The sequence below is a fragment of the Streptomyces sp. NPDC047841 genome, assembly GCF_040704085.1.
Lineage (GTDB): Bacteria > Actinomycetota > Actinomycetes > Streptomycetales > Streptomycetaceae > Streptomyces > Streptomyces argyrophylli.
Window position 1 is genome coordinate 349,359 of sequence record NZ_JBEYRP010000008.1, and the last position, 22,716, is coordinate 372,074.

A 22,716-nucleotide genomic window follows, 5' to 3' on the forward strand; every position below is an offset into this window, starting at 1 on the left:
ATGAGCAAGATCCTGATCCGTGGTGCGAAGGTGCTCGGCGGCGCGCCGCAGGACGTGCTGATCGACGGTGAGACCGTCGCCGAGGTCGGTACGGGGCTGTCCGCCGACGGCGCCGAGGTCGTCGAGGCCGGCGGCAAGGTGCTGCTGCCGGGCCTGGTCGACCTGCACACCCACCTGCGCGAGCCGGGCCGCGAGGACTCCGAGACCGTCCTCACCGGCACCCGCGCGGCGGCGAGCGGCGGCTACACGGCCGTCTTCGCCATGGCCAACACCTTCCCGGTGGCCGACACCGCCGGTGTCGTCGAGCAGGTCTGGCGGCTCGGCCAGGAGCACGGCTACTGCGACGTCCAGCCCATCGGCGCCGTCACCGTCGGCCTGGAGGGCAAGAAGCTCGCCGAGCTGGGCGCCATGCACGAGTCCGCCGCCGGCGTCACCGTCTTCTCCGACGACGGCAAGTGCGTGGACGACGCCGTGATCATGCGCCGCGCGCTGGAGTACGTGAAGGCCTTCGGCGGTGTCGTCGCCCAGCACGCGCAGGAGCCGCGGCTCACCGAGGGCGCCCAGATGAACGAGGGCGTGGTCTCCGCCGAGCTGGGCCTGGGCGGCTGGCCGGCCGTCGCCGAGGAGTCGGTCATCGCCCGCGACGTCCTCCTCGCCGACCACGTCGGCTCCCGCGTCCACATCTGCCACCTGTCGACCGCCGGCTCCGTGGAGATCGTCCGCTGGGCCAAGTCCCGGGGCATCCAGGTCACCGCCGAGGTCACCCCGCACCACCTGCTGCTCACCGACGAGCTGGTGCGCACCTACAACCCCGTCTACAAGGTCAACCCGCCGCTGCGCACCGAGCGCGACGTGCTGGCCCTGCGCGAGGCGCTCGCCGACGGCACGATCGACATCGTCGCCACCGACCACGCCCCGCACCCGCACGAGGACAAGGACTGCGAGTGGGCCGCTGCCGCCATGGGCATGGTCGGCCTGGAGACCGCGTTGTCAGTGGTCCAGGAGACGATGGTGGACACGGGCCTGCTGGACTGGGCCGGCGTCGCCGACCGCATGTCCTTCAAGCCCGCGCGCATCGGACAGGCCACCGGCCACGGCCGTCCCGTCTCGGCTGGTGAGCCCGCCAACCTCACGCTGGTCGACACGGAATACCGTGGCCGGGTGGACCCCGCGGGCTTCGCCTCGCGCAGCCGCAACACGCCCTACGAGGGGCGTGAGCTGCCGGGCCGTGTGACGCACACGTGGCTGCGGGGCAAGGCCACGCTCGTCGACGGGAAGCTCACGTGACACCTGTAATCCTGCTGGCCGAGGCCAAGCGGTCGGCCGACGTCACCGACTGGCCGGCCCGTATCGGCTGGCTCGTCGGACTGGTCCTCTTCATCGCGCTCGTCTACTGGCTGATGCGCGAGGGCTGGAAGTGGCGCGGCACCCTCCAGAGCGACCTGCCGGAGCTGCCGGCCGCGCCGGAGGAGACCGGCCCGGCCAGACTGAGCATGAGCGGCCGCTACCACGGCTCCACCACCGCCGGACAGTGGCTGGACCGCATCGTGGCCCACGGCCTGGGCACCCGCAGCCGGGCCGAGCTCACCCTGACCGACGCGGGCCTCAAGGTCGAGCGCCCCGGCGCGACCGACTTCTTCGTCCCCACGGCGGCGCTGCGCGGGGCCCGGCTGGACAAGGGCATCGCCGGCAAGGTCCTCACCGAGGGCGGACTGCTGGTGGTGACCTGGGCGCTCGGCGACAAGCTGATCGACTCGGGCTTCCGCTCCGACCACGCGGCCGAGCACACCGAGTGGGTCGACACCCTGAACCAGATGACCAACGACACGGAAGGCGCACGATGACGACCTCCACCAGGGGAGCCGCGAAGGCTCCCGCCGTACTCGTCCTGGAGGACGGCCGCACCTTCCGCGGCCGCGCCTACGGGGCCGTGGGGGAGACCTTCGGCGAGGCCGTGTTCTCCACCGGCATGACCGGCTACCAGGAGACCCTCACCGATCCGTCCTACGACCGCCAGATCGTCGTCGCGACCGCCCCCCAGATCGGCAACACCGGCTGGAACGACGAGGACGACGAGTCCGGCCGCATCTGGGTCTCCGGCTACGTCGTGCGCGACCCCGCGCGCGTGCCGTCCAACTGGCGGGCCAAGCGCTCCCTGGACGACGAGCTGGAGCGGCAGGGCGTGGTCGGCATCTCCGGCATCGACACCCGGGCCCTCACCCGCCACCTGCGCGAGCGCGGCTCCATGCGGGCCGGCATCTTCTCCGGCGAGGCGATCGCCCCGGAGGCCGAGCTGCTCCAGCGCGTGCAGGCCCAGCCGCACATGAAGGGCGCGAGCCTCTACGAGGAGGTCGCCACCCAGGAGGCGTACGTCGTCCCGGCGGTCGGCGAGAAGCGGTTCACGGTCGCCGCCATCGACCTCGGCATCAAGGGCATGACCCCGCACCGCATGGCCGAGCGCGGCATCGAGGTGCACGTCCTGCCCGCCACCGCCACGGCCGACGACGTCTACGCCGTCGACCCGGACGGGGTGTTCTTCTCCAACGGTCCCGGCGACCCGGCGACCGCCGACGGCCCGGTCGCGCTGATGACCGCCGTCCTGGAGCGCAGGACCCCGCTGTTCGGCATCTGCTTCGGCAACCAGATCCTCGGCCGCGCCCTCGGCTTCGGCACCTACAAGCTGAAGTACGGCCACCGGGGCATCAACCAGCCGGTCCAGGACCGTACGACCGGCAAGGTCGAGGTCACCGCGCACAACCACGGCTTCGCCGTGGACGCGCCGCTCGACAAGGTCAGCGAGACGAAGTTCGGCCGTGCCGAGGTCTCGCACGTCTGCCTGAACGACGACGTCGTGGAGGGGCTGCAGCTGCTCGACCAGCCGGCCTTCTCCGTCCAGTACCACCCCGAAGCGGCAGCCGGCCCGCACGACGCCGCCTACCTCTTCGACCGCTTCGTTTCCCTGATGGAGGGCCAGCGTGCCTAAGCGCACCGATATCCAGTCCGTCCTGGTCATCGGCTCCGGCCCGATCGTCATCGGCCAGGCCGCCGAGTTCGACTACTCCGGCACCCAGGCCTGCCGTGTGCTCAAGGCCGAGGGGCTGCGCGTCGTCCTCGTCAACTCCAACCCGGCGACGATCATGACCGACCCGGAGATCGCCGACGCCACCTACGTCGAGCCGATCACCCCCGAGTTCGTCGAGAAGATCATCGCCAAGGAGCGCCCCGACGCCCTGCTGCCCACCCTGGGCGGCCAGACGGCCCTGAACACCGCCATCTCCCTGCACGAGAACGGCGTCCTCGCCAAGTACGGCGTGGAGCTGATCGGCGCCAAGCCCGAGGCGATCCACAAGGGCGAGGACCGCGACCTGTTCAAGGACGTCGTGGAGGAGGTCCGCAAGAAGATCGGGCACGGCGAGTCCGCCCGCTCGGTCATCTGCCACTCCATGGACGACGTCCTCAAGGGCGTCGAGACCCTCGGCGGCTACCCGGTCGTCGTCCGCCCGTCCTTCACCATGGGCGGCGCCGGCTCCGGCTTCGCGCACGACGAGGAGGAGCTGCGCCGCATCGCCGGCCAGGGCCTCACGCTCTCCCCGACCACCGAGGTCCTCCTGGAGGAGTCCATCCTCGGCTGGAAGGAGTACGAGCTGGAGCTGATGCGCGACAAGAACGACAACGTCGTGGTCGTCTGCTCCATCGAGAACTTCGACCCGATGGGCGTGCACACCGGCGACTCGATCACCGTCGCCCCGGCGATGACGCTGACCGACCGCGAGTACCAGGTGCTGCGCGACGTCGGCATCGCGATCATCCGCGAGGTGGGGGTCGACACCGGCGGCTGCAACATCCAGTTCGCGGTGAACCCCGAGGACGGCCGGGTCATCGTCATCGAGATGAACCCGCGCGTGTCGCGGTCCTCCGCGCTCGCCTCCAAGGCGACCGGCTTCCCGATCGCGAAGATCGCCGCCAAGCTGGCCGTCGGCTACACCCTGGACGAGATCCCCAACGACATCACGCAGGAGACCCCGGCCTCCTTCGAGCCCACGCTCGACTACGTGGTCGTCAAGGCCCCGCGGTTCGCCTTCGAGAAGTTCCCGCAGGCCGACTCCACGCTGACCACCACCATGAAGTCGGTCGGCGAGGCCATGGCCATCGGCCGCAACTTCCCGGAGGCCTTCCAGAAGGCGCTGCGCTCCCTGGAGAAGAAGGGCAGCCAGTTCGCCTTCACGGGCGAGCCCGGCGACAAGGAGACCCTGCTGCGCGAGGCCGTACGGCCCACCGACGGCCGGATCAACACGGTCATGCAGGCGATCCGCGCGGGCGCCACCCCCCAGGAGGTCTTCGAGTACACGAAGATCGACCCCTGGTTCGTCGACCAGCTCTTCCTGATCAAGGAGATCGCCGACGAGCTGGCCGAGGCGCCCGAGCTGACCCGCGAGCTGCTCGCCGAGGCCAAGCGGCACGGCTTCTCCGACCAGCAGGTCGCCGAGATCCGCGGTCTGCGCGAGGACGTCGTCCGCGAGGTCCGGCACGCCCTCGGCGTCCGCCCGGTCTACAAGACGGTCGACACCTGCGCCGCCGAGTTCGCCGCGAAGACGCCGTACTTCTACTCCTCCTACGACGAGGAGACCGAGGTCGCGCCGCGCGAGAAGCCCGCCGTGATCATCCTGGGCTCCGGCCCGAACCGCATCGGCCAGGGCATCGAGTTCGACTACTCCTGCGTCCACGCCTCCTTCGCGCTGTCCGCCGCCGGGTACGAGACCGTGATGGTCAACTGCAACCCGGAGACCGTCTCCACGGACTACGACACCTCCGACCGCCTGTACTTCGAGCCGCTGACGCTGGAGGACGTGCTGGAGATCGTCCACGCGGAGCAGCAGGCCGGCCCGATCGCGGGCGTCGTCGTCCAGCTCGGCGGCCAGACCCCGCTCGGCCTGTCGCAGGCCCTGAAGGACAACGGCGTGCCGATCGTCGGCACGTCCCCCGAGGCCATCCACGCGGCCGAGGACCGCGGCGCCTTCGGCCGCGTCCTCGCCGAGGCGGGCCTGCCGGCGCCCAAGCACGGCACGGCCACCACCTTCGCGGAGGCCAAGGCCATCGCCGACGAGATCGGCTACCCGGTCCTGGTCCGGCCGTCGTACGTCCTCGGCGGACGCGGCATGGAGATCGTCTACGACGAGACCCGCCTGGCCTCCTACATCGCCGAGTCGACCGAGATCAGCCCCTCCCGGCCGGTCCTCGTCGACCGCTTCCTGGACGACGCCATCGAGATCGACGTCGACGCCCTCTACGACGGCGAGGAGCTGTACCTCGGCGGCGTCATGGAGCACATCGAGGAGGCCGGCATCCACTCCGGCGACTCGGCGTGCGCCCTGCCCCCGATCACCCTCGGCGGCTTCGACATCAAGCGCCTGCGCGCCTCCACCGAGGCCATCGCCAAGGGCGTCGGCGTGCGCGGCCTGATCAACATCCAGTTCGCGATGGCCGGCGACATCCTCTACGTCCTGGAGGCCAACCCGCGCGCCTCGCGCACGGTGCCCTTCACCTCCAAGGCGACCGCCGTGCCGCTCGCGAAGGCCGCCGCCCGCATCTCGCTGGGCGCGACCATCGCCGAACTGCGCGCCGAGGGCCTGCTGCCGACGGACGGCGACGGCGGCGAGCTGCCGCTGGACGCGCCGATCTCCGTCAAGGAGGCCGTCATGCCGTGGTCGCGGTTCCGCGACATCCAAGGCCGCGGCGTCGACACCGTCCTCGGCCCGGAGATGCGCTCCACCGGTGAGGTCATGGGCATCGACTCCGTCTTCGGCACGGCGTACGCCAAGTCGCAGGCGGGTGCCTACGGCCCGCTGCCCACCAAGGGCCGCGCGTTCATCTCGGTCGCCAACCGCGACAAGCGCTCGATGATCTTCCCGGCGCGCGAACTGGTCGCCCACGGCTTCGAGCTGCTCACCACCTCCGGCACCGCCGAGGTCCTCAAGCGCAACGGCATCAACGCCACGGTCGTGCGCAAGCAGTCCGAGGGCACCGGCCCGAACGGCGAGCGGACCATCGTCCAGCTCATCCACGACGGCGAGGTCGACCTCATCGTCAACACCCCGTACGGCACCGGCGGCCGCCTCGACGGCTACGACATCCGTACGGCGGCCGTGGCGCGGTCCGTGCCGTGCCTGACGACCGTCCAGGCGCTCGCCGCGGCCGTCCAGGGCATCGACGCCCTCAACCACGGTGACGTGGGCGTCCGCTCGCTCCAGGAACACGCGGAACACCTGACCGCGGCCCGCGACTAGCAGCCCCGAGGGGGACACCGGAAACGGTGTCCCCCTCTTCGTGAGGACACCATGTACAAGATCTTCTTCAAGCTGGTCTTCCAGCGCATGGATCCCGAGAAGGCCCATCACCTGGCCTTCCGCTGGATCCGCCTCGCCGTCCGCGTCCCGGTGCTGCGCACCTTCCTCGCCGCCGCCCTCGCGCCCCGCCACGAGGAGCTGCGCACGGAGGCGTTCGGACTGCGCATGCACGGCCCGTTCGGGCTCGCGGCCGGGTTCGACAAGAACGCGGTGGCCATCGACGGGATGTCGATGCTCGGCTTCGACCACGTCGAGATCGGCACGGTCACGGGGGAGCCGCAGCCCGGCAACCCCAGGAAGCGGCTGTTCCGCCTCGTCGCGGACCGCGCGCTGATCAACCGCATGGGCTTCAACAACGACGGCTCCCTGACCGTGGCGGCCCGCCTGGCCACCCGTGAGCCGGTCTTCAGGACGGTGGTCGGCGTCAACATCGGCAAGACCAAGGCCGTCCCGGAGGCGGAGGCCGTCGCCGACTACGTGAAGTCCGCCGAGCGCCTCGCGCCGTACGCGGACTACCTGGTCGTCAACGTCTCCTCGCCGAACACGCCCGGTCTGCGCGACCTCCAGGCCGTGGACCACCTGCGTCCGCTGCTCACCGCCGTGCGCGCGGCCGCCGACCGCACGGTGGCGAACCGACGCGTCCCGCTGCTGGTGAAGATCGCCCCCGACCTCGCCGACGAGGACGTCGACGCGGTCGCCGACCTCGCCGTGGAGCTGGGCCTGGACGGCATCATCGCCACCAACACCACCATCGCGCGCGAGGGCCTCGGACTGCGGTCCTCCGCCGCGCTGGTCAAGGAGACCGGCGGCCTGTCCGGCGCCCCGCTCAAGGAGCGCTCCCTGGAGGTCCTGCGGCGCCTCTACGCGCGCGTGGGCGACCGGATCACCCTGGTGGGCGTCGGCGGCATCGAGACCGCCGAGGACGCCTGGCAGCGCATCCTGGCCGGTGCCACGCTGGTCCAGGGCTACAGCGCCTTCGTCTACGAGGGCCCCTTCTGGTGCCGCGCCCTCCACAAGGGCCTCGCCGCCCGCCTGCGCACCAGCCCGTACGCCACCCTCGCCGACGCCGTCGGCGCCGACGTGAGGAAGCCCGCATGAGCCCGTTGGAGCCCTTCGGTGCCCGGCTGCGCCGCGCCATGGACGAGCGCGGACCGCTGTGCGTCGGCATCGACCCGCACGCCTCGCTGCTCGCCGAGTGGGGCCTGGACGACGACGTCGCCGGCCTGGAACGGTTCAGCCGCACGGTCGTCGAGGCCCTGGCCGACCGGGTGGCCGTCCTGAAGCCGCAGAGCGCCTTCTTCGAGCGGTTCGGCTCGCGCGGTCTCGCCGTCCTGGAGAAGTCGGTCCAGGAGGCGCGCGCGGCCGGCGCCCTGGTCGTGATGGACGCCAAGCGCGGCGACATCGGCTCGACCATGGCCGCCTACGCCGAGGCGTTCCTCCGCCCCGGCGCCCCGCTGTTCTCCGACGCCCTGACGGTCTCGCCCTACCTCGGTTACGGCTCGCTGAGCCCGGCCGTCGCGCTCGCCCGCCGGAGCGGGGCCGGCCTGTTCGTGCTGGCGCTGACCTCGAACCCGGAGGGCGGCGAGGTGCAGCACGCCGTCCGTGCCGACGGGCGGAGCGTCGGGGCGACCGTGCTGGCCCACCTGGCGGCCGAGAACGCGGGGGAGGAGCCGCTGGGCTCCTTCGGCGCGGTCGTCGGCGCCACGCTCGGCGACCTGTCCTCGTACGACCTCGCCGTGGGCGGCCCGCTCCTCGCGCCCGGCATCGGCGCCCAGGGCGCGACCCCGGCCGATCTGCCCCGGGTCTTCGGGGCGGCCGTCCGCAACGTGGTGCCCAACGTCAGCCGGGGTGTCCTGCGTCACGGTCCCGACGTCAGCGCGCTGCGCGGGTCGGCGGAGCGGTTCGCGGCGGAGATCCAGGCCGCCGTGACCGGCGTCTGACCCGTGGCCGCGCGCTCGGCTGAGCGGTCTCGCGCCGACTTGAGCTTGAATACATGCTCAAATCGAGGGCAATATGTCTGCAATGTCTGGCCTCACGGAGGCTGACCAGGACTTTTCCGCTGTTCTCGCTGACTCTGGCGGACTTGCCCGCTAGTCTCCGAGCAGTGGGGGCACCTCCCTCGCCCCTCAGGCAGTGGGGGAGAACGGGCAGCGTGTTGCTCGTGGCTCCCCAGGTGTGGGGCGACTAGGTTCCTCACCGGTCCGTATCCGACAGTTCGACATCCGAGGTGACGTAGGCGTGGCTCTTCCGCCCCTTACCCCTGAACAGCGCGCAGCCGCGCTCGAAAAGGCCGCCGCGGCTCGCCGGGAGCGGGCCGAGGTCAAGAATCGACTCAAGCACTCCGGCGCCTCCCTGCACGAGGTCATCAAGCAGGGCCAGGAGAACGACGTCATCGGCAAGATGAAGGTCTCCGCCCTGCTCGAGTCCCTGCCGGGCGTGGGCAAGGTCCGCGCCAAGCAGATCATGGAGCGTCTGGGCATCTCCGAGAGCCGCCGCGTACGCGGTCTCGGTTCCAACCAGATCGCGTCCCTGGAGCGTGAGTTCGGCAGCACCGGCTCCTGAGTCCGCCTCCCGGCGGACCGGGAGTCCCGGGCACTCCGGGATTGCTGGAATAATCGCTGCATGAGTGAACGTCCGCGGCTGACCGTGCTCTCCGGCCCCTCGGGGGTCGGCAAGAGCACGGTCGTCGCCCATATGCGCAAGGAACACCCCGAGGTCTGGCTCTCGGTGTCGGCGACGACCCGCAAGCCGCGCCCCGGTGAGCAGCACGGAGTCCACTACTTCTTCGTCACCGACGAGGAGATGGACAAGCTGATCGCCAACGGCGAGCTGCTGGAATGGGCCGAGTTCGCCGGCAACCGCTACGGCACCCCCCGCGCGGCGGTGCTGGAGCGGCTGGAGAACGGCGAGCCCGTCCTGCTGGAGATCGACCTCCAGGGCGCCCGGCAGGTCCGCGAGTCCATGACCGACGCCCAGCTGGTGTTCCTCGCTCCGCCCTCCTGGGAGGAGCTGGTGCGCAGGCTGACCGGCCGGGGGACCGAGCCGCCCGAGGTCATCGAGCGCCGCCTGACGGCGGCCAGGACCGAGCTGGCGGCCGAGCCGGAGTTCGATACGACCTTGGTCAACACCTCCGTCGAGGACGTGGCCCGTGAGCTGCTAGCCTTGATGGACGTTGTGTGATCGTGACTGTGATCACGATGTCTGATTCTTTCCCATCCATCGGAAGGTAGAGCGTGTCCTCTTCCATCACCGCGCCCGAGGGCATCATCAACCCGCCGATCGACGAGCTTCTCGAGGCGACCGACTCGAAGTACAGCCTCGTGATCTACGCGGCCAAGCGTGCCCGCCAGATCAACGCGTACTACTCCCAGCTCGGTGAGGGCCTGCTCGAGTACGTCGGTCCGCTCGTCGACACCCACGTCCACGAGAAGCCGCTGTCGATCGCCCTGCGCGAGATCAACGCCGGTCTGCTGACGTCCGAGGCCGTCGAGGGCCCCGCGCAGTAGTACTTTCAGATTGAGCCTGACTTATCCACAGGCCCGGCAGTCATGCTGCCGGGCCTGTGGTGTGTCATGGGTGGTGCAGATTCTCGAACGCGAGGAGCCATGGTGGACAAGCCGAAGGTCGTGCTGGGGGTCAGCGGTGGCATCGCCGCCTACAAGGCCTGTGAGCTGCTGAGGAGGTTCACGGAGTCGGGCCATGACGTCCGCGTCGTGCCGACCGCCTCCGCGCTGCACTTCGTCGGCGCCGCCACCTGGTCCGCGCTGTCCGGGAACCCGGTCGCCACCGAGGTCTGGGACGACGTCCACCAGGTGCCGCACGTCCGCATCGGCCAGCACGCCGACCTGGTCGTCGTGGCCCCGGCCACCGCCGACATGCTCGCCAAGGCCGCCCACGGCCTCGCCGACGACCTGCTGACCAACACCCTCCTCACCGCCCGCTGCCCGGTCGTCTTCGCCCCGGCCATGCACACCGAGATGTGGGAACACCCGGCCACCCAGGAGAACGTGGCCACGCTGCGCCGCCGCGGCGCCGTCGTCGTGGAACCCGCCGTCGGCCGCCTCACCGGCGTCGACACCGGCAAGGGCCGGCTGCCCGACCCGGCGGAGATCTTCGAGGTGTGCCGGCGGGTGCTGGCCCGCGGTGTCACCGAGCCCGACCTCAGGGGGCGGCACGTCGTCGTCTCCGCCGGCGGCACCCGCGAGCCCCTGGACCCGGTCCGCTTCCTCGGCAACCGCTCCTCCGGCAAACAGGGCTACGCCCTCGCCCGCACCGCCGCCGCCCGTGGCGCCCGGGTGACCCTGGTCTCGGCCAACGCCGGCCTGCCCGACCCGGCGGGCGTGGACGTCGTCCTCGTCGGCACCGCCGTCCAGCTGCGCGAGGCCGTCCTCAAGGCCGCCGCGGACGCCGACGCCGTGGTGATGGCCGCCGCCGTCGCCGACTTCCGCCCGGCCGCCTACGCCACCGGGAAGATCAAGAAGAAGGACGGCCAGGACCCGGACCCGGTCGTCCTGGTGCGGAATCCGGACATTCTCGCGGAGATCTCCGCCGACCGGGCCCGGCCGGGACAGGTCGTCGTCGGCTTCGCCGCCGAGACCGACGACGTCCTCGCCAACGGCCGCGCCAAGCTCGCCCGCAAGGGCTGCGACCTGCTCGTGGTCAACGAGGTGGGGGAGCGCAAGACCTTCGGCTCCGAGGAGAACGAGGCGGTCGTGCTCGGTGCCGACGGCAGCGAGACCCCGGTGCCGCACGGTCCCAAGGAAGCCCTGGCCGACACCGTCTGGGACTTGGTCGTACGGCGTCTGGACTAACCCCCGGCAGGCGATCGGGCGAACTCGGCGTCACGTTCACGCCATGCCGAAATCCGGTGTGGCGGCCCTGGCCAAGGCCGCTCGCCATTGTGCAGAATGCCCGTGCCGCAGGTCACAGCGCTCCCGAGAGGCGAGACAGTGGCCCGCCGGTCGAGTGCGACCGATAAACTGTTCACGGTCGGCGCCAGGCGCAGCCCCGCGCCGACCGTAAATGATCAGCCAGCAGCCGCTGCAACCACAGGGAGCGTTGTGTCCCGTCGCCTGTTCACCTCGGAGTCCGTGACCGAGGGTCACCCCGACAAGATCGCTGACCAGATCAGCGACACCATTCTCGACGCGCTCCTGCGCGAGGACCCGTCTTCCCGGGTCGCCGTGGAGACGCTCATCACCACCGGCCTTGTGCACGTGGCCGGCGAGGTGACGACGAAGGCGTACGCGGACATCGCGACCCTCGTCCGCAGCACGATCCTGGAGATCGGCTACGACTCCTCCAAGAAGGGCTTCGACGGCGCCTCCTGCGGTGTGTCGGTGTCCATCGGCGCGCAGTCCCCGGACATCGCGCAGGGTGTCGACGCGGCGTACGAGGCCCGGGTCGAGGGCGACGAGGACGAGCTCGACCGGCAGGGCGCGGGCGACCAGGGCCTGATGTTCGGCTACGCCTCCGACGAGACGCCGACCCTGATGCCGCTGCCGATCTTCCTGGCGCACCGGCTGTCCAAGCGCCTGTCCGAGGTCCGCAAGAACGGCACCATCCCCTACCTGCGCCCCGACGGCAAGACGCAGGTCACCATCGAGTACGACGGTGACAAGGCCGTCCGCCTGGACACGGTGGTGGTCTCCTCCCAGCACGCCTCCGACATCGACCTGGAGTCGCTGCTCGCCCCGGACATCCGTGAGTTCGTGGTGGAGCCGGAGCTGAAGGCGCTGCTGGAGGAAGGCATCAAGCTGGACACCGAGGGCTACCGGCTGCTGGTCAACCCGACCGGCCGCTTCGAGATCGGCGGGCCGATGGGCGACGCCGGCCTGACCGGCCGGAAGATCATCATCGACACCTACGGCGGCATGGCCCGGCACGGCGGCGGCGCCTTCTCCGGCAAGGACCCGTCCAAGGTGGACCGCTCGGCGGCGTACGCGATGCGCTGGGTGGCGAAGAACGTGGTCGCGGCGGGCCTGGCCTCCCGCTGCGAGGTCCAGGTCGCCTACGCCATCGGCAAGGCCGAGCCGGTGGGTCTGTTCGTGGAGACCTTCGGCACCCACAAGATCGAGCCGGAGAAGATCGAGAAGGCGATCGACGAGGTCTTCGACCTGCGCCCGGCCGCGATCATCCGCGACCTCGACCTGCTCCGCCCGATCTACGCCCAGACGGCGGCCTACGGCCACTTCGGCCGCGAGCTGCCCGACTTCACCTGGGAGCGCACCGACCGCGTGGACGCCCTGCGCAAGGCCGCCGGCCTGTAACCCGCCCCGCCGCTGCCGCCGGGGCCCGGTTCCCTTCGGGGGCCGGGCCTCGGCGTCGCCGCCGGCCGGCGGACCGGCCGCGTTGTCAGCGGGGTTTGCAAGAATGCAAGCGTGAGCAGCGAGAACGGGTCGGGGGGTGGCGGGGCCGAGGGGGCGCCGCCGGAGCAGCTCGCGCTCATCCGGGAGAGCGTGCGGAAGGCGAAGGTGCCACGGGCCAAGCCCCGGACCTGGCGGGGCGCCGCGCTCGCAGAGAACCTGCCCGTCGCACGCGTGCTGGTCGACAAGGGCGTGCTGCACCTCGACCGGTACTTCGACTACGCCGTGCCCGCCGAGCTGGACGCGGACGCCCGGCCGGGGGTGCGGGTGCGGGTGCGGTTCGGGGCCGGCCGGCACCGGGTCCGCGACGGACGCCGGGAGGGCGGCGGGCTCATCGACGGCTTCCTCGTCGAGCGGCGCGCCGAGTCCGACTACTCCGGACCGCTGGCCGCGCTCGCCCAGGTGGTGTCGCCCGAGCCGGTGCTGAGCGAGGAACTGCTCGGCCTCGCCCGCGCCGTCGCCGACCGGTACGCGGGCAGCCTCGCCGATGTCCTCCAGCTGGCCGTGCCCCCGCGCAGCGCCCGCGCCGAGCAGCGCCCGTCCCCCGAGCCGCTGCCCCCGCCCCCGGCGCCGGAGCACGGCTCCTGGGCCCGCTACGAGCACGGGGGCGCCTTCCTGGACGCCCTGTCGTCCGCGGGGGCGCCCAGGGCCGTCTGGAACGCGCTGCCGGGGCCGCTGTGGAGCGAGGAGCTGGCCCGGGCCGTCGCCGCCACCCTCGCCTCCGGGCGCGGCGCCCTGGTCGTCGTCCCGGACGGGCGCTCGGCCGCGCGCGTGGACGCCGCGCTCACCGCGCTGCTCGGCACCGGCCGGCACGCGCTGCTCACCGCCGACGCCGGGCCCGAGAAGCGGTACGCGCAGTGGCTGGCGGTGCGGCGCGGATCCGTGCGCGCCGTCGTCGGCACCCGGGCGGCGATGTTCGCGCCCGTCCAGGATCTGGGGCTCGTTGCGATCTGGGACGACGGGGACGACAGCCACAGCGAGCCGCACGCCCCGCAGCCGCACGCCCGCGATGTCCTGCTGCTGCGCGCCGCGCTGGACAAGTGCGCCTTCCTGCTGGGGAGTTGGGGCTGCACCGTGGAGGCCGCCCAGCTCGTCGAGAGCGGCTGGGCCCGGCCGCTGGTCGCCGGGCGGGAGCAGGTGCGCCGGGCCGCGCCCCTGGTCCGGACGGTCGGGGACGACGACCTCGCCCGCGACGAGGCCGCCCGTGCCGCCCGGCTGCCCACGCTCGCCTGGCAGGCGGCCCGTGAGGGGCTGCGGCACGGGCCGGTGCTGGTGCAGGTGCCCCGGCGTGGTTACGCGCCCCGCATGGCCTGCGCCCGGTGCCGGGCGCCCGCCCGGTGCGTGCACTGCTCCGGCCCGCTCCAGGGGCAGGACGCGGGCGTCCTGCGCTGCGGGTGGTGCGGGCGTGAGGAGGGCTCCTGGCACTGCCCGGAGTGCGGCGGCTTCCGGCTCCGGGCCCAGGTCGTGGGCGCGCGCCGGACCGCCGAGGAGCTGGGGCGCGCCTTCCCCGCCGTACCGGTGCGCACCTCGGGGCGCGAGCATGTGCTGGACACCGTCCCGGACACCCCCGCGCTGGTCGTCAGCACCCCGGGCGCCGAACCGGTCGCCGAGGGCGGCTATGCGGCGGCCCTGCTGCTGGACGGCTGGGCCATGCTGGTACGCCCCGACCTGCGGGCCGGCGAGGACGCGTTGCGCCGGTGGATCGCGGCCGGGGCGCTGGTGCGGCCGCAGAGCGAGGGCGGCACGGTGGTCGTGGTGGCCGAGCCGACCCTGCGGCCCGTCCAGGCGCTGGTGCGCTGGGACCCGGTCGGGCATGCCGTGCGGGAGCTGGCCGAGCGGGCCGAGCTGGGCTTTCCGCCGGTGTCCCGGATGGCGGCCGTGTCCGGGCCGGCCGCGGCCGTCGCCGAGTTCCTGGCGGCGGTCGACCTGCCGCCGGACGCCGAGGTGCTGGGACCGGTGCCGGTGCCCCCGTCCCCGCCCGGCGGAGCACGCAGGCCCGGCGCCGCGCCGCCCGGCGAACACTGGGACCGGGCGCTGGTCCGGGTACCACCGGGCAGCGGTTCCGCCCTGGCCACGGCGCTGAAGACCGCGCAGGCGGCGCGGATGGCACGGGGCAGCGGGGAGGCGGTCCGGGTACGGATCGATCCGCCGGACATCGGGTGACGCAGGGACACCGGCCGGGCGGGGTCCCCGGCACGCGCCACGGCCCGAACCGGCGGGAGGGGGGAGGACTCGCCTGCCCCTCCCGGACGTGGCCCGGGAGGGGCGGCGGTGGGGGTGTCAGCCGTTGCGGGGGCCCGGGAAGGCCGTCGGGCGGGCGTCGTCGCGCAGTGTCGGGCTGCCCGCCGTCGGCTGCGTGGGCATGGAGCGGGCCGCGGGGACCGTGGGCAGCCCGGTGTTCACGTTGATCGTGCGGGTGCCGGACGGCTCCGACGTCCGCTCCGCGTCCGCCGCCGCCTGGGCCGCGGCGCGGCGAGCGCCGTACCGGCGGTGCACGGCCTGCTTGGTGACCCCGAGCGCGGAGCCCACCGCGTCCCACGAGAAGCCGAGCGAGCGGTCGAAGTCCACGGCGGCCGTGACCAGGGTTTCGACACTGTCCCGGAGTTCCTGGGCGAGGCGGACCGTCGGGGCGGGGGCGCGCCCGTAGACGACGAAGCCCGTGGACGGGCCGGAGCGGCGCGGGCGGTAGACGTTGCCCAACTGGGCGGTGAGCGTGCGCAGCGCGTCCACCTGCCGGCGGACCCTCTCGATGTCCCGCACCAGCAAGTGCAGGCTGGCCCGGGCCTGGGCGTCGTGGGTTGCGTGGTCGGCCATGAACAAGCCTCTCGAACCGGCGTTGAAAGGAATTGGGCCGCGACAGCGGCCCGATGTGGTCAACTCTTTCTTGACCAACGCGCTGACGCTCCGCTGGTCACGGGGTGGGGGCGTACGGGCATATGCGTACGCCGCCCACCCGCTCGTGCGCCGTCCAAGGTCATAGACTGGTGCGCTGCCCGCGCATCCCCGCCCGAGAGGCCCGATCCCGCCCATGAAGCTCGTCTTCGCCGGTACCCCCGAGGTCGCCGTTCCCGCTCTGGACGCTCTGCTCACCTCCGGGCGGCACGAGGTGGCCGCCGTCGTCACGCGTCCCGACGCGCCGGCCGGGCGCGGACGCAGGCTGGTCGCGTCGCCCGTGGCCGAGCGGGCGGAGGAGGCCGGGATCGAGGTGCTCAAGCCGCTGAAGCCCCGGGACCCGGAGTTCCTGGAGCGGCTGCGCGAGATCGCCCCGGACTGCTGCCCGGTCGTCGCCTACGGCGCCCTGCTGCCGAAGGCCGCCCTGGACATCCCCGCCCACGGCTGGGTCAACCTGCACTTCTCGCTGCTGCCCGCGTGGCGCGGCGCCGCACCGGTCCAGCACGCCATCATGGCGGGCGACGAGATCACCGGGGCGTCCACCTTCCTCATCGAGGAGGGGCTGGACTCCGGGCCCGTCTACGGCACCGTGACCGAGGAGATCCGCCCCACCGACACCAGCGGCGACCTGCTCACCCGGCTCGCCTTCGCGGGCTCCGGGCTGCTCGCGGCCACCATGGACGGCATCGAGGACGGCACGCTGAAGGCCGTACCGCAGCCCGCCGAGGGCATCACCGTGGCGCCGAAGATCACCGTCGAGGACGCGCAGGTGGACTGGGCGGCGCCCGCGCTGCGCGTCGACCGGGTCGTGCGCGGCTGCACGCCCGCGCCCGGAGCCTGGACCACCTTCCGCGGCGAGCGGCTCAAGCTCGTCCAGGTCACGCCCGTGCCCGAGCGCACGGACCTCGCGCCGGGCCGGCTGGCGGTGGGCAAGAACAGCGTCCACGTGGGCACCGGGTCGTACGCCGTCGAGCTGCTGTGGGTCCAGGCCCAGGGCAAGAAGCCGATGCGCGCGGCCGACTGGGCCCGCGGGGTGCGCATCGCGGACGGCGAGACGCTGGGCGGCTGACGCCCGGAACGAGGACGGGAACGGAGGAGCGGAGGCCGACGCTCCCCAGCGGCGCGGAGCGCGCCTGGACGGCGGCGCCGGTCGAGGCCGCGCGACGGCAGGGGCGAGCCCGGGCGGTGGGCCCCTGCGTCCGGCGACGTAGGCTGGAGGCGCATCCCCTCTTCACACCCGGAGCACCTTTTTCGTGAGCGAGCAGTCCCGGCGGCCCCGCAAGCCCGCCAAGCCCTACCGCCGTCCCCAGAAGGACCCCGTCCGCTTCCTGGCCTTCGAGGCGCTGCGCGCGGTGGACGAGCGGGACGCGTACGCCAACCTCGTGCTGCCCCCGCTGCTGCGCAAGGCCCGCGAGCAGGGCGACTTCGACGCCCGGGACGCCGCCCTCGCCACCGAGCTGGTGTACGGCACGCTGCGCCGCCAGGGCACGTACGACGCCGTCATCGCCGCCTGCGTCGACCGGCCGCTGCGCGAGGTCGACCCGCCGGTGCTCGACGTACTGAGCCTGGGCGCGCACCAGTTGCTCGGCACGCGCATCCCCACGCACGCGGCCGTGTCCGCCTCGGTCGAGCTGGCCCGGGTCGTACTCGGGGACGGACGGGCCAAGTTCGTCAACGCCGTGCTGCGGAAGGTGGCCCAGGACGACCTCGACGGCTGGATCGAGAAGGTCGCGCCGCCCTACGACGAGGATCCCGAGGACCACCTCGCCGTCGTGCACTCGCACCCCCGCTGGGTCGTCTCCGCGCTCTGGGACTCCCTCGGCGGCGGCCGGTCCGGCATCGAGCGTCTGCTGGCGGCGGACAACGAACGGCCCGAGGTGACGCTCGTCGCCCGGCCGGGCCGCGCCACCACCGGGGAACTCCTCCGCGAGGACGCCGCCGTACCCGGACGCTGGTCGCCGTACGCCGTGCGGCTCGCCGAGGGCGGCGAGCCCGGCGCGGTCGAGGCCGTGCGCGAGGGACGCGCCGGCGTCCAGGACGAGGGCAGCCAGCTGGTCGCCCTCGCGCTGGCGAACGCCCCGCTCGACGGCCCCGACGAGAGGTGGCTCGACGGCTGCGCCGGACCGGGCGGCAAGGCCGCGCTGCTGGCCGCGCTCGCCGCCGAGCGCGGGGCCGCGCTGCTCGCCTCGGAGAAGCAGCCGCACCGGGCCGGGCTGGTGGCCCGGGCCCTGCACGGCAACCCGGGGCCGTACCAGGTCATCGCCGCCGACGGCACCCGCCCGCCGTGGCGGCCCGGCAGTTTCGACCGGGTGCTGGTCGACGTCCCGTGCACCGGCCTCGGCGCCCTGCGCCGCCGCCCCGAGGCCCGCTGGCGCCGCCGTCCCGAGGACCTGGACACCTTCGCCCCGCTCCAGCGCGGTCTGCTGCGCACGGCCCTCGACTCCGTCCGCGTCGGCGGCGTCGTCGGCTACGCCACCTGCTCGCCGCACCTGGCGGAGACCCGCGCGGTCGTCTCCGACGTGCTCAAGCAGCGCACGGACACGGAACTGATCGACGCCCGCCCCCTCCTGCCCGGCCTCCCCGACCTCGGCGAGGGCCCGGACATCCAGCTCTGGCCGCACGTACACGGCACGGACGCGATGTACCTGGCCCTGATCCGCAGGACTGGATGACGCGGGGTCCCGAAAGGGGCGCGGGGAACCGCGCGGCCACCCTGCACCGGCCCGCACACGAGCCCCCACCCCAAGGGACCGCCGCTACAGCCCGGCGCGGCGACATGGCAGGCTTGGGTCATGGCCGTGCAGATCAACCCCAGCATCCTGTCCGCCGACTTCGCCCGCCTCGCGGAGGAGGCCGAGGCGGTCCGAGGCGCCGATTTCCTCCATGTCGACGTCATGGACAACCACTTCGTCCCGAACCTCACGCTCGGCGTGCCGGTGGTGGAGTCCCTGGCCCGTGCGACGGACACCCCGCTGGACTGCCACCTCATGATCGAGGACCCCGACCGGTGGGCGCCCCAGTACGTCGAGGCGGGGGCGTCGTCGGTCACCTTCCACGTGGAGGCCGCCGCCGCTCCGGTGCGGCTCGCCCGGGAGATCCGCGCCAAGGGGGCCCGCGCCTCCATGGCGCTCAAGCCGGCGACGCCGATCGAGCCGTTCGAGGACCTGCTGCCGGAACTCGACATGCTGCTCGTCATGACGGTGGAGCCCGGCTTCGGCGGCCAGGCGTTCCTCGACATCATGCTGCCGAAGATCCGCCGCACCCGTGAGCTGATCAAGAAGCACGGTCTGGAGCTGTGGTTGCAGGTCGACGGCGGGGTCTCGGCCTCGACGATCGAGCGGTGCGCGGACGCGGGAGCGGACGTGTTCGTCGCCGGCTCGGCCGTCTACGGTGCCAAGGACCCGGCGGAAGCCGTACGCGCCCTGCGCGCCCAGGCGGAGGCGGCCACCGGCAAGGCGTCCTGGGCATGCGACCACTGAGCCACGGCCAAGTGAACGGTTAAGTGAACGGCGCCCATCAGGGCGGATCAGTCGCCCCGAATCTGCAAGGATGAACGGCGAATCCAGAGTGTGAACAGCAGTGAGGAGATCGCCGTGTCGGGTATGTCGGCGGGCCGGTCAGCCATGCGGATGGGACCCGCTGAGCTGGTGCAGGCGGCGGCCATGGCCCGCCGCTTCTACCTCGAGGGCAAATCCAAGATCCAGATCGCGGAGGAGTTCGGCGTCAGCCGCTTCAAAGTGGCCCGGGTACTGGAGACTGCCCTCGAAAGGGACCTCGTACGCATCGAGATCCGCGTGCCGGCCGAACTGGACGCCGAGCGCTCCGACGCGCTCCGCGCCCGCTACGGCCTGAGGCACGCCGTCGTGGTCGAGTCCCCGGCCGATGCCGAGGAGACCCCCGACCCCGAGAACCTGGGCGAGGTCGCCGCCGACCTGCTCGGCGAACTCGTCAACGAGGGGGACGTGCTCGGGCTGGCCTGGGGCCGGTCCACCATCCACATGGCGGCGGCGCTCGACCGGCTGCCGCCGTGCACGGTGGTGCAGCTGACGGGCGTGTACGACGCCGGGACCGCCGAGCGCGGCTCGGTGGAGGCCGTCCGCCGGGCCGCCCAGGTGTCCGGCGGCGACGCGCACCCCATCTACGCGCCGATGCTGCTGCCGGACGAGGCCACCGCGGCGGCGCTGCGGCACCAGACCGGGATCGCCCGGGCCTTCGAGTACTTCGACAAGGTCACGGTCGCCTGCGTCTCCATCGGCTCGTGGGAGCCGGGCATCTCGACCGTGCACGACATGCTCAGCGACGAGGAGCGCGCGCACTACGCCTCGCTCGGGGTCGCCGCCGAGATGTCGGCACACCTCTTCGACACCGAGGGGCGCCGGGTCGGACGGGACCTGGGGGAGCGGTGCATCACGGTCAAGGCCGACCAGCTGCGCCGTATCCCGGAGGTCGTGGCCATCGCGGGCGGGCAGCGCAAGGCCGCCGCGATCGACGCGGTGCTGCGCTCCGGGCTGGTCACCAGCCTGGTGACCGACACCTCGGCCGCCGACTACCTGATGACGGCGGGCCCGACCCCGAAGCCGGCGCTCAGCCGTCAGGACCCCGACGGCGTCTGACCGCGTCCGGCCGAGTCCGGCCGGGCCCGGTGGGGGGTCGTGGCGGGACGGCCGTGGCAGCATCGTCCGCATGCTGCCACGGTTCGTCCCCCGCGCCCTCGCCGGGCTGCTGGTCTGTCTCGCCGTTCTCCTGACGGGGTGCTCCGGCGCCCCCGGCCACGCCTCTCCCGCCACCCAGGCGTCCCCCGCGTCCCCGGCGTGGGCGCGGGGCATGGCCACCGTCGAGGAGTCCCGGCTGCCGGCCGAGGCCCGCAGGACACTCGCCCTCATCGACCAGGGCGGCCCCTTCCCCTACGCCAAGGACGGGACCGTCTTCGGGAACTTCGAAGGACGCTTGCCGCAGCACCGGCGCGGCTACTACCACGAGTACACCGTGCCGACCCCCGGCTCGCCCGACCGCGGGGCCCGGCGCATCGTCACCGGGCAGGGCGGGGAGTACTACTACAGCGGTGATCACTACGAGTCGTTCCGGGCGGTACTGAGATGAGCGAAGACCTGACCGGCCGCCTCGTGGTCGCGCTCGACCTCGCGGGCGTCACGGACAAGGCCGGCCTGATGGACCGCGCCGCGCGGGCCCTGTCGCTGCCCGACTGGTTCGGCCGGAACTGGGACGCGCTGGCCGACTCGCTGTCCGACCCGTCCGTGTGGCCGGCGGAGGCGGGGGACAGGGGCCTCCTGGTCGTCGTCCAGGACTGGGAGGGCTACGCGAGGGAGCGGCCCCAGGAGTGGGAGACCGCCCAGGAGGTGTTCAGGCACGCCATGCGCGTGCTGCCGGCGCTCACCGTCGCCCTCGCCCTTGGAGGAACCTCCTAGCGGATCGGCGCCGGCCCTGGATGATCCGTCGGGGCATGTCTCCGACCCCGGCATGCGAGAATGAAGTACGTGCTCTTTCCCCCTGGCACACCTGTCAGGGGGTCGCCTCTGATCGACTGGGATGTGCAGCACGTGCGTTTCCTCAATGACATCCAGCCCGCGTACGACCTGACGTACGACGACGTGTTCATGGTGCCGAGCCGTTCCGCGGTCGGCTCGCGTCAGGGCGTGGACCTCGCCTCCCCGGACGGCACGGGCACCACCATCCCGCTGGTCGTCGCCAACATGACCGCCATCGCCGGCCGCCGCATGGCCGAGACGGTGGCCCGCCGGGGCGGCCTGGTGGTCATCCCGCAGGACATCCCGATCGACGTCGTCACCGACGTCATCTCCTGGGTGAAGAGCCGCCACCTGGTGCTCGACACCCCGATCGTGCTGGCCCCGCACCAGACCGTCGCCGACGCCCTGGCGCTGCTGCCCAAGCGGGCGCACAACGCCGGCGTCGTCGTGGACGAGAACCAGCGGCCCGTCGGTGTCGTCACCGACGCCGACCTGTCCGGCGTCGACCGCTTCACCCAGCTCGAAGTGGTCATGTCCAAGGACCTGCTCCTGCTGGACGCCGGCATCGACCCGCGCGAGGCCTTCAACACCCTCGACCAGCACAACCGCCGCTACGCCCCGGCCGTCGACGAGGACGGCAGGCTCGCCGGCATCCTCACCCGCAAGGGCGCGCTGCGCGCCACGCTGTACACGCCGGCCGTGGACGCGAACGGCAGGCTGCGGATCGCCGCCGCCGTCGGCATCAACGGCGACGTCGCGGGCAAGGCCAAGCAGCTGCTCGACGCGGGCGTGGACACGCTCGTCATCGACACCGCGCACGGCCACCAGGAGTCGATGATCAACGCCATCAGTGTGGTGCGCGCGCTCGACCCGCGGGTGCCGATCGCCGCGGGCAACATCGTCTCCGCCGAGGGCGTCAAGGACCTGATCGACGCCGGCGCGGACATCGTCAAGGTCGGTGTCGGGCCGGGCGCCATGTGCACCACCCGCATGATGACGGGCGTGGGCCGGCCGCAGTTCTCCGCCGTCCTGGAGTGCGCTGCCGAGGCGAGGAAGTACGGCAAGCACGTCTGGGCCGACGGCGGTGTCCGCCACCCGCGCGACGTGGCCATGGCGCTCGCCGCGGGCGCGTCCAACGTGATGGTCGGTTCCTGGTTCGCGGGCACCTACGAGTCGCCCGGCGACCTCCAGCACGACGCGGGCGGCCGTGCCTACAAGGAGTCGTTCGGCATGGCCTCGGCGCGTGCGGTGGCCAACCGCACGTCGGAGGAGTCGGCGTACGACCGCGCCCGCAAGGCGCTGTTCGAGGAGGGCATCTCCACCTCCCGGATGTTCCTCGACCCGGCCCGCCCGGGCGTCGAGGACCTGATCGACTCGATCATCGCGGGCGTCCGCTCCTCCTGCACCTACGCCGGCGCCGCCAGCCTGGAGGAGTTCGCCGACAAGGCCATCGTCGGCATCCAGAGCGCGGCGGGCTACGCCGAGGGCAAGCCGCTGCACGCCAGCTGGAGCTGATCCCCGCTCCGCACCTCCGACGGCCCCCGTCGGGGCCCGGCCCCGGCCCGCCCGGGGGCGCCGGCCGGTGCGTGCCGCCGGGGGCGGCGGCCCGGGGGGGGGCCGGCGGGGGGC

General features: G+C 72.7%; 20 protein-coding genes. 19 read left to right on the forward strand and 1 reads right to left on the reverse strand.

What is annotated here, in order from left to right:
• The 12 genes from AB0947_RS15820 to AB0947_RS15875 all read left to right on the forward strand — a co-directional run bounded on the left by AB0947_RS15820 (position 1) and on the right by AB0947_RS15875 (position 14,872).
• A complete protein-coding gene (locus AB0947_RS15820) occupies positions 1–1,287 on the forward strand; it encodes a dihydroorotase (protein ID WP_366750900.1) in 1,287 nt (428 codons plus the stop codon).
• A complete protein-coding gene (locus AB0947_RS15825; RefSeq protein WP_366750901.1) occupies positions 1,284–1,844 on the forward strand; it encodes a hypothetical protein in 561 nt (186 codons plus the stop codon). Before AB0947_RS15820 ends, AB0947_RS15825 begins: the two co-directional genes overlap by 4 nt.
• On the forward strand, positions 1,841–2,983 hold the full coding sequence (gene carA / locus AB0947_RS15830; RefSeq protein ID WP_366750902.1) for a glutamine-hydrolyzing carbamoyl-phosphate synthase small subunit: 1,143 nt from the start codon (positions 1,841–1,843) through the stop codon (positions 2,981–2,983). The genes AB0947_RS15825 and carA overlap by 4 nt, the downstream gene beginning before the upstream one ends.
• Positions 2,976–6,284 (forward strand): carbamoyl-phosphate synthase large subunit, encoded by a 3,309-nt coding sequence (gene carB, locus AB0947_RS15835; protein WP_366750903.1) that lies wholly within the window; start codon positions 2,976–2,978, stop codon positions 6,282–6,284. The genes carA and carB overlap by 8 nt, the downstream gene beginning before the upstream one ends.
• 51 nt (positions 6,285–6,335) lie before the next feature.
• The gene (locus tag AB0947_RS15840) at positions 6,336–7,442 is read left to right on the forward strand and encodes a quinone-dependent dihydroorotate dehydrogenase (protein ID WP_366750904.1); all 1,107 of its coding nucleotides are present in this window, start codon (positions 6,336–6,338) and stop codon (positions 7,440–7,442) included.
• Positions 7,439–8,284: an orotidine-5'-phosphate decarboxylase gene (gene pyrF, locus AB0947_RS15845; protein ID WP_366750905.1), complete on the forward strand. Its 846-nt coding sequence runs from the start codon at positions 7,439–7,441 to the stop codon at positions 8,282–8,284. Before AB0947_RS15840 ends, pyrF begins: the two co-directional genes overlap by 4 nt.
• Positions 8,285–8,582: 298 nt before the next feature.
• On the forward strand, positions 8,583–8,906 hold the full coding sequence (locus tag AB0947_RS15850) for an integration host factor (protein ID WP_003977346.1): 324 nt from the start codon (positions 8,583–8,585) through the stop codon (positions 8,904–8,906).
• Positions 8,907–8,966: 60 nt separating this feature from the next.
• Positions 8,967–9,524, forward strand: a complete 558-nt coding sequence (gene gmk / locus AB0947_RS15855; RefSeq protein ID WP_366750906.1) for a guanylate kinase — start codon at positions 8,967–8,969, stop codon at positions 9,522–9,524.
• 53 nt (positions 9,525–9,577) lie between these two features.
• Positions 9,578–9,850 (forward strand): DNA-directed RNA polymerase subunit omega, encoded by a 273-nt coding sequence (rpoZ, locus tag AB0947_RS15860; protein ID WP_003982715.1) that lies wholly within the window; start codon positions 9,578–9,580, stop codon positions 9,848–9,850.
• 102 nt (positions 9,851–9,952) lie between these two features.
• On the forward strand, positions 9,953–11,155 hold the full coding sequence (gene coaBC, locus AB0947_RS15865) for a bifunctional phosphopantothenoylcysteine decarboxylase/phosphopantothenate--cysteine ligase CoaBC (RefSeq protein WP_366750930.1): 1,203 nt from the start codon (positions 9,953–9,955) through the stop codon (positions 11,153–11,155).
• Between the two features lie 249 nt (positions 11,156–11,404).
• Positions 11,405–12,613: a methionine adenosyltransferase gene (gene metK, locus AB0947_RS15870; protein WP_366750907.1), complete on the forward strand. Its 1,209-nt coding sequence runs from the start codon at positions 11,405–11,407 to the stop codon at positions 12,611–12,613.
• 111 nt (positions 12,614–12,724) lie between these two features.
• On the forward strand, positions 12,725–14,872 hold the full coding sequence (locus tag AB0947_RS15875) for a primosomal protein N' (protein WP_366750908.1): 2,148 nt from the start codon (positions 12,725–12,727) through the stop codon (positions 14,870–14,872).
• A 117-nt stretch (positions 14,873–14,989) separates the two neighbouring features.
• Here the strand turns inward: AB0947_RS15875 and AB0947_RS15880 are convergent, their stop codons facing one another.
• Positions 14,990–15,523, reverse strand: a complete 534-nt coding sequence (locus AB0947_RS15880) for a hypothetical protein (protein WP_366750909.1) — start codon at positions 15,521–15,523, stop codon at positions 14,990–14,992.
• A gap of 214 nt (positions 15,524–15,737) precedes the next feature.
• Here AB0947_RS15880 and fmt point away from each other — a divergent pair, with 214 nt between their 5' ends.
• The 7 genes from fmt to AB0947_RS15915 all read left to right on the forward strand — a co-directional run bounded on the left by fmt (position 15,738) and on the right by AB0947_RS15915 (position 22,602).
• A complete protein-coding gene (fmt, locus tag AB0947_RS15885; protein WP_366750910.1) occupies positions 15,738–16,670 on the forward strand; it encodes a methionyl-tRNA formyltransferase in 933 nt (310 codons plus the stop codon).
• 184 nt (positions 16,671–16,854) lie between these two features.
• Positions 16,855–18,273 carry a transcription antitermination factor NusB gene (locus AB0947_RS15890; RefSeq protein ID WP_366750911.1) on the forward strand — a complete coding sequence of 473 codons (1,419 nt, stop codon included), beginning with the start codon at positions 16,855–16,857 and terminating at the stop codon, positions 18,271–18,273.
• Positions 18,274–18,393: 120 nt separating this feature from the next.
• A complete protein-coding gene (gene rpe / locus AB0947_RS15895) occupies positions 18,394–19,080 on the forward strand; it encodes a ribulose-phosphate 3-epimerase (RefSeq protein WP_132786590.1) in 687 nt (228 codons plus the stop codon).
• Positions 19,081–19,170: 90 nt separating this feature from the next.
• Positions 19,171–20,214 carry a sugar-binding domain-containing protein gene (locus AB0947_RS15900; RefSeq protein ID WP_366750912.1) on the forward strand — a complete coding sequence of 348 codons (1,044 nt, stop codon included), beginning with the start codon at positions 19,171–19,173 and terminating at the stop codon, positions 20,212–20,214.
• Between the two features lie 70 nt (positions 20,215–20,284).
• A complete protein-coding gene (locus AB0947_RS15905; protein WP_366750913.1) occupies positions 20,285–20,701 on the forward strand; it encodes a ribonuclease domain-containing protein in 417 nt (138 codons plus the stop codon).
• Positions 20,698–21,027 (forward strand): barstar family protein, encoded by a 330-nt coding sequence (locus tag AB0947_RS15910; protein ID WP_366750914.1) that lies wholly within the window; start codon positions 20,698–20,700, stop codon positions 21,025–21,027. Before AB0947_RS15905 ends, AB0947_RS15910 begins: the two co-directional genes overlap by 4 nt.
• 132 nt (positions 21,028–21,159) lie before the next feature.
• On the forward strand, positions 21,160–22,602 hold the full coding sequence (locus tag AB0947_RS15915) for a GuaB1 family IMP dehydrogenase-related protein (protein WP_366750915.1): 1,443 nt from the start codon (positions 21,160–21,162) through the stop codon (positions 22,600–22,602).
• Positions 22,603–22,716 lie beyond the last annotated feature (114 nt).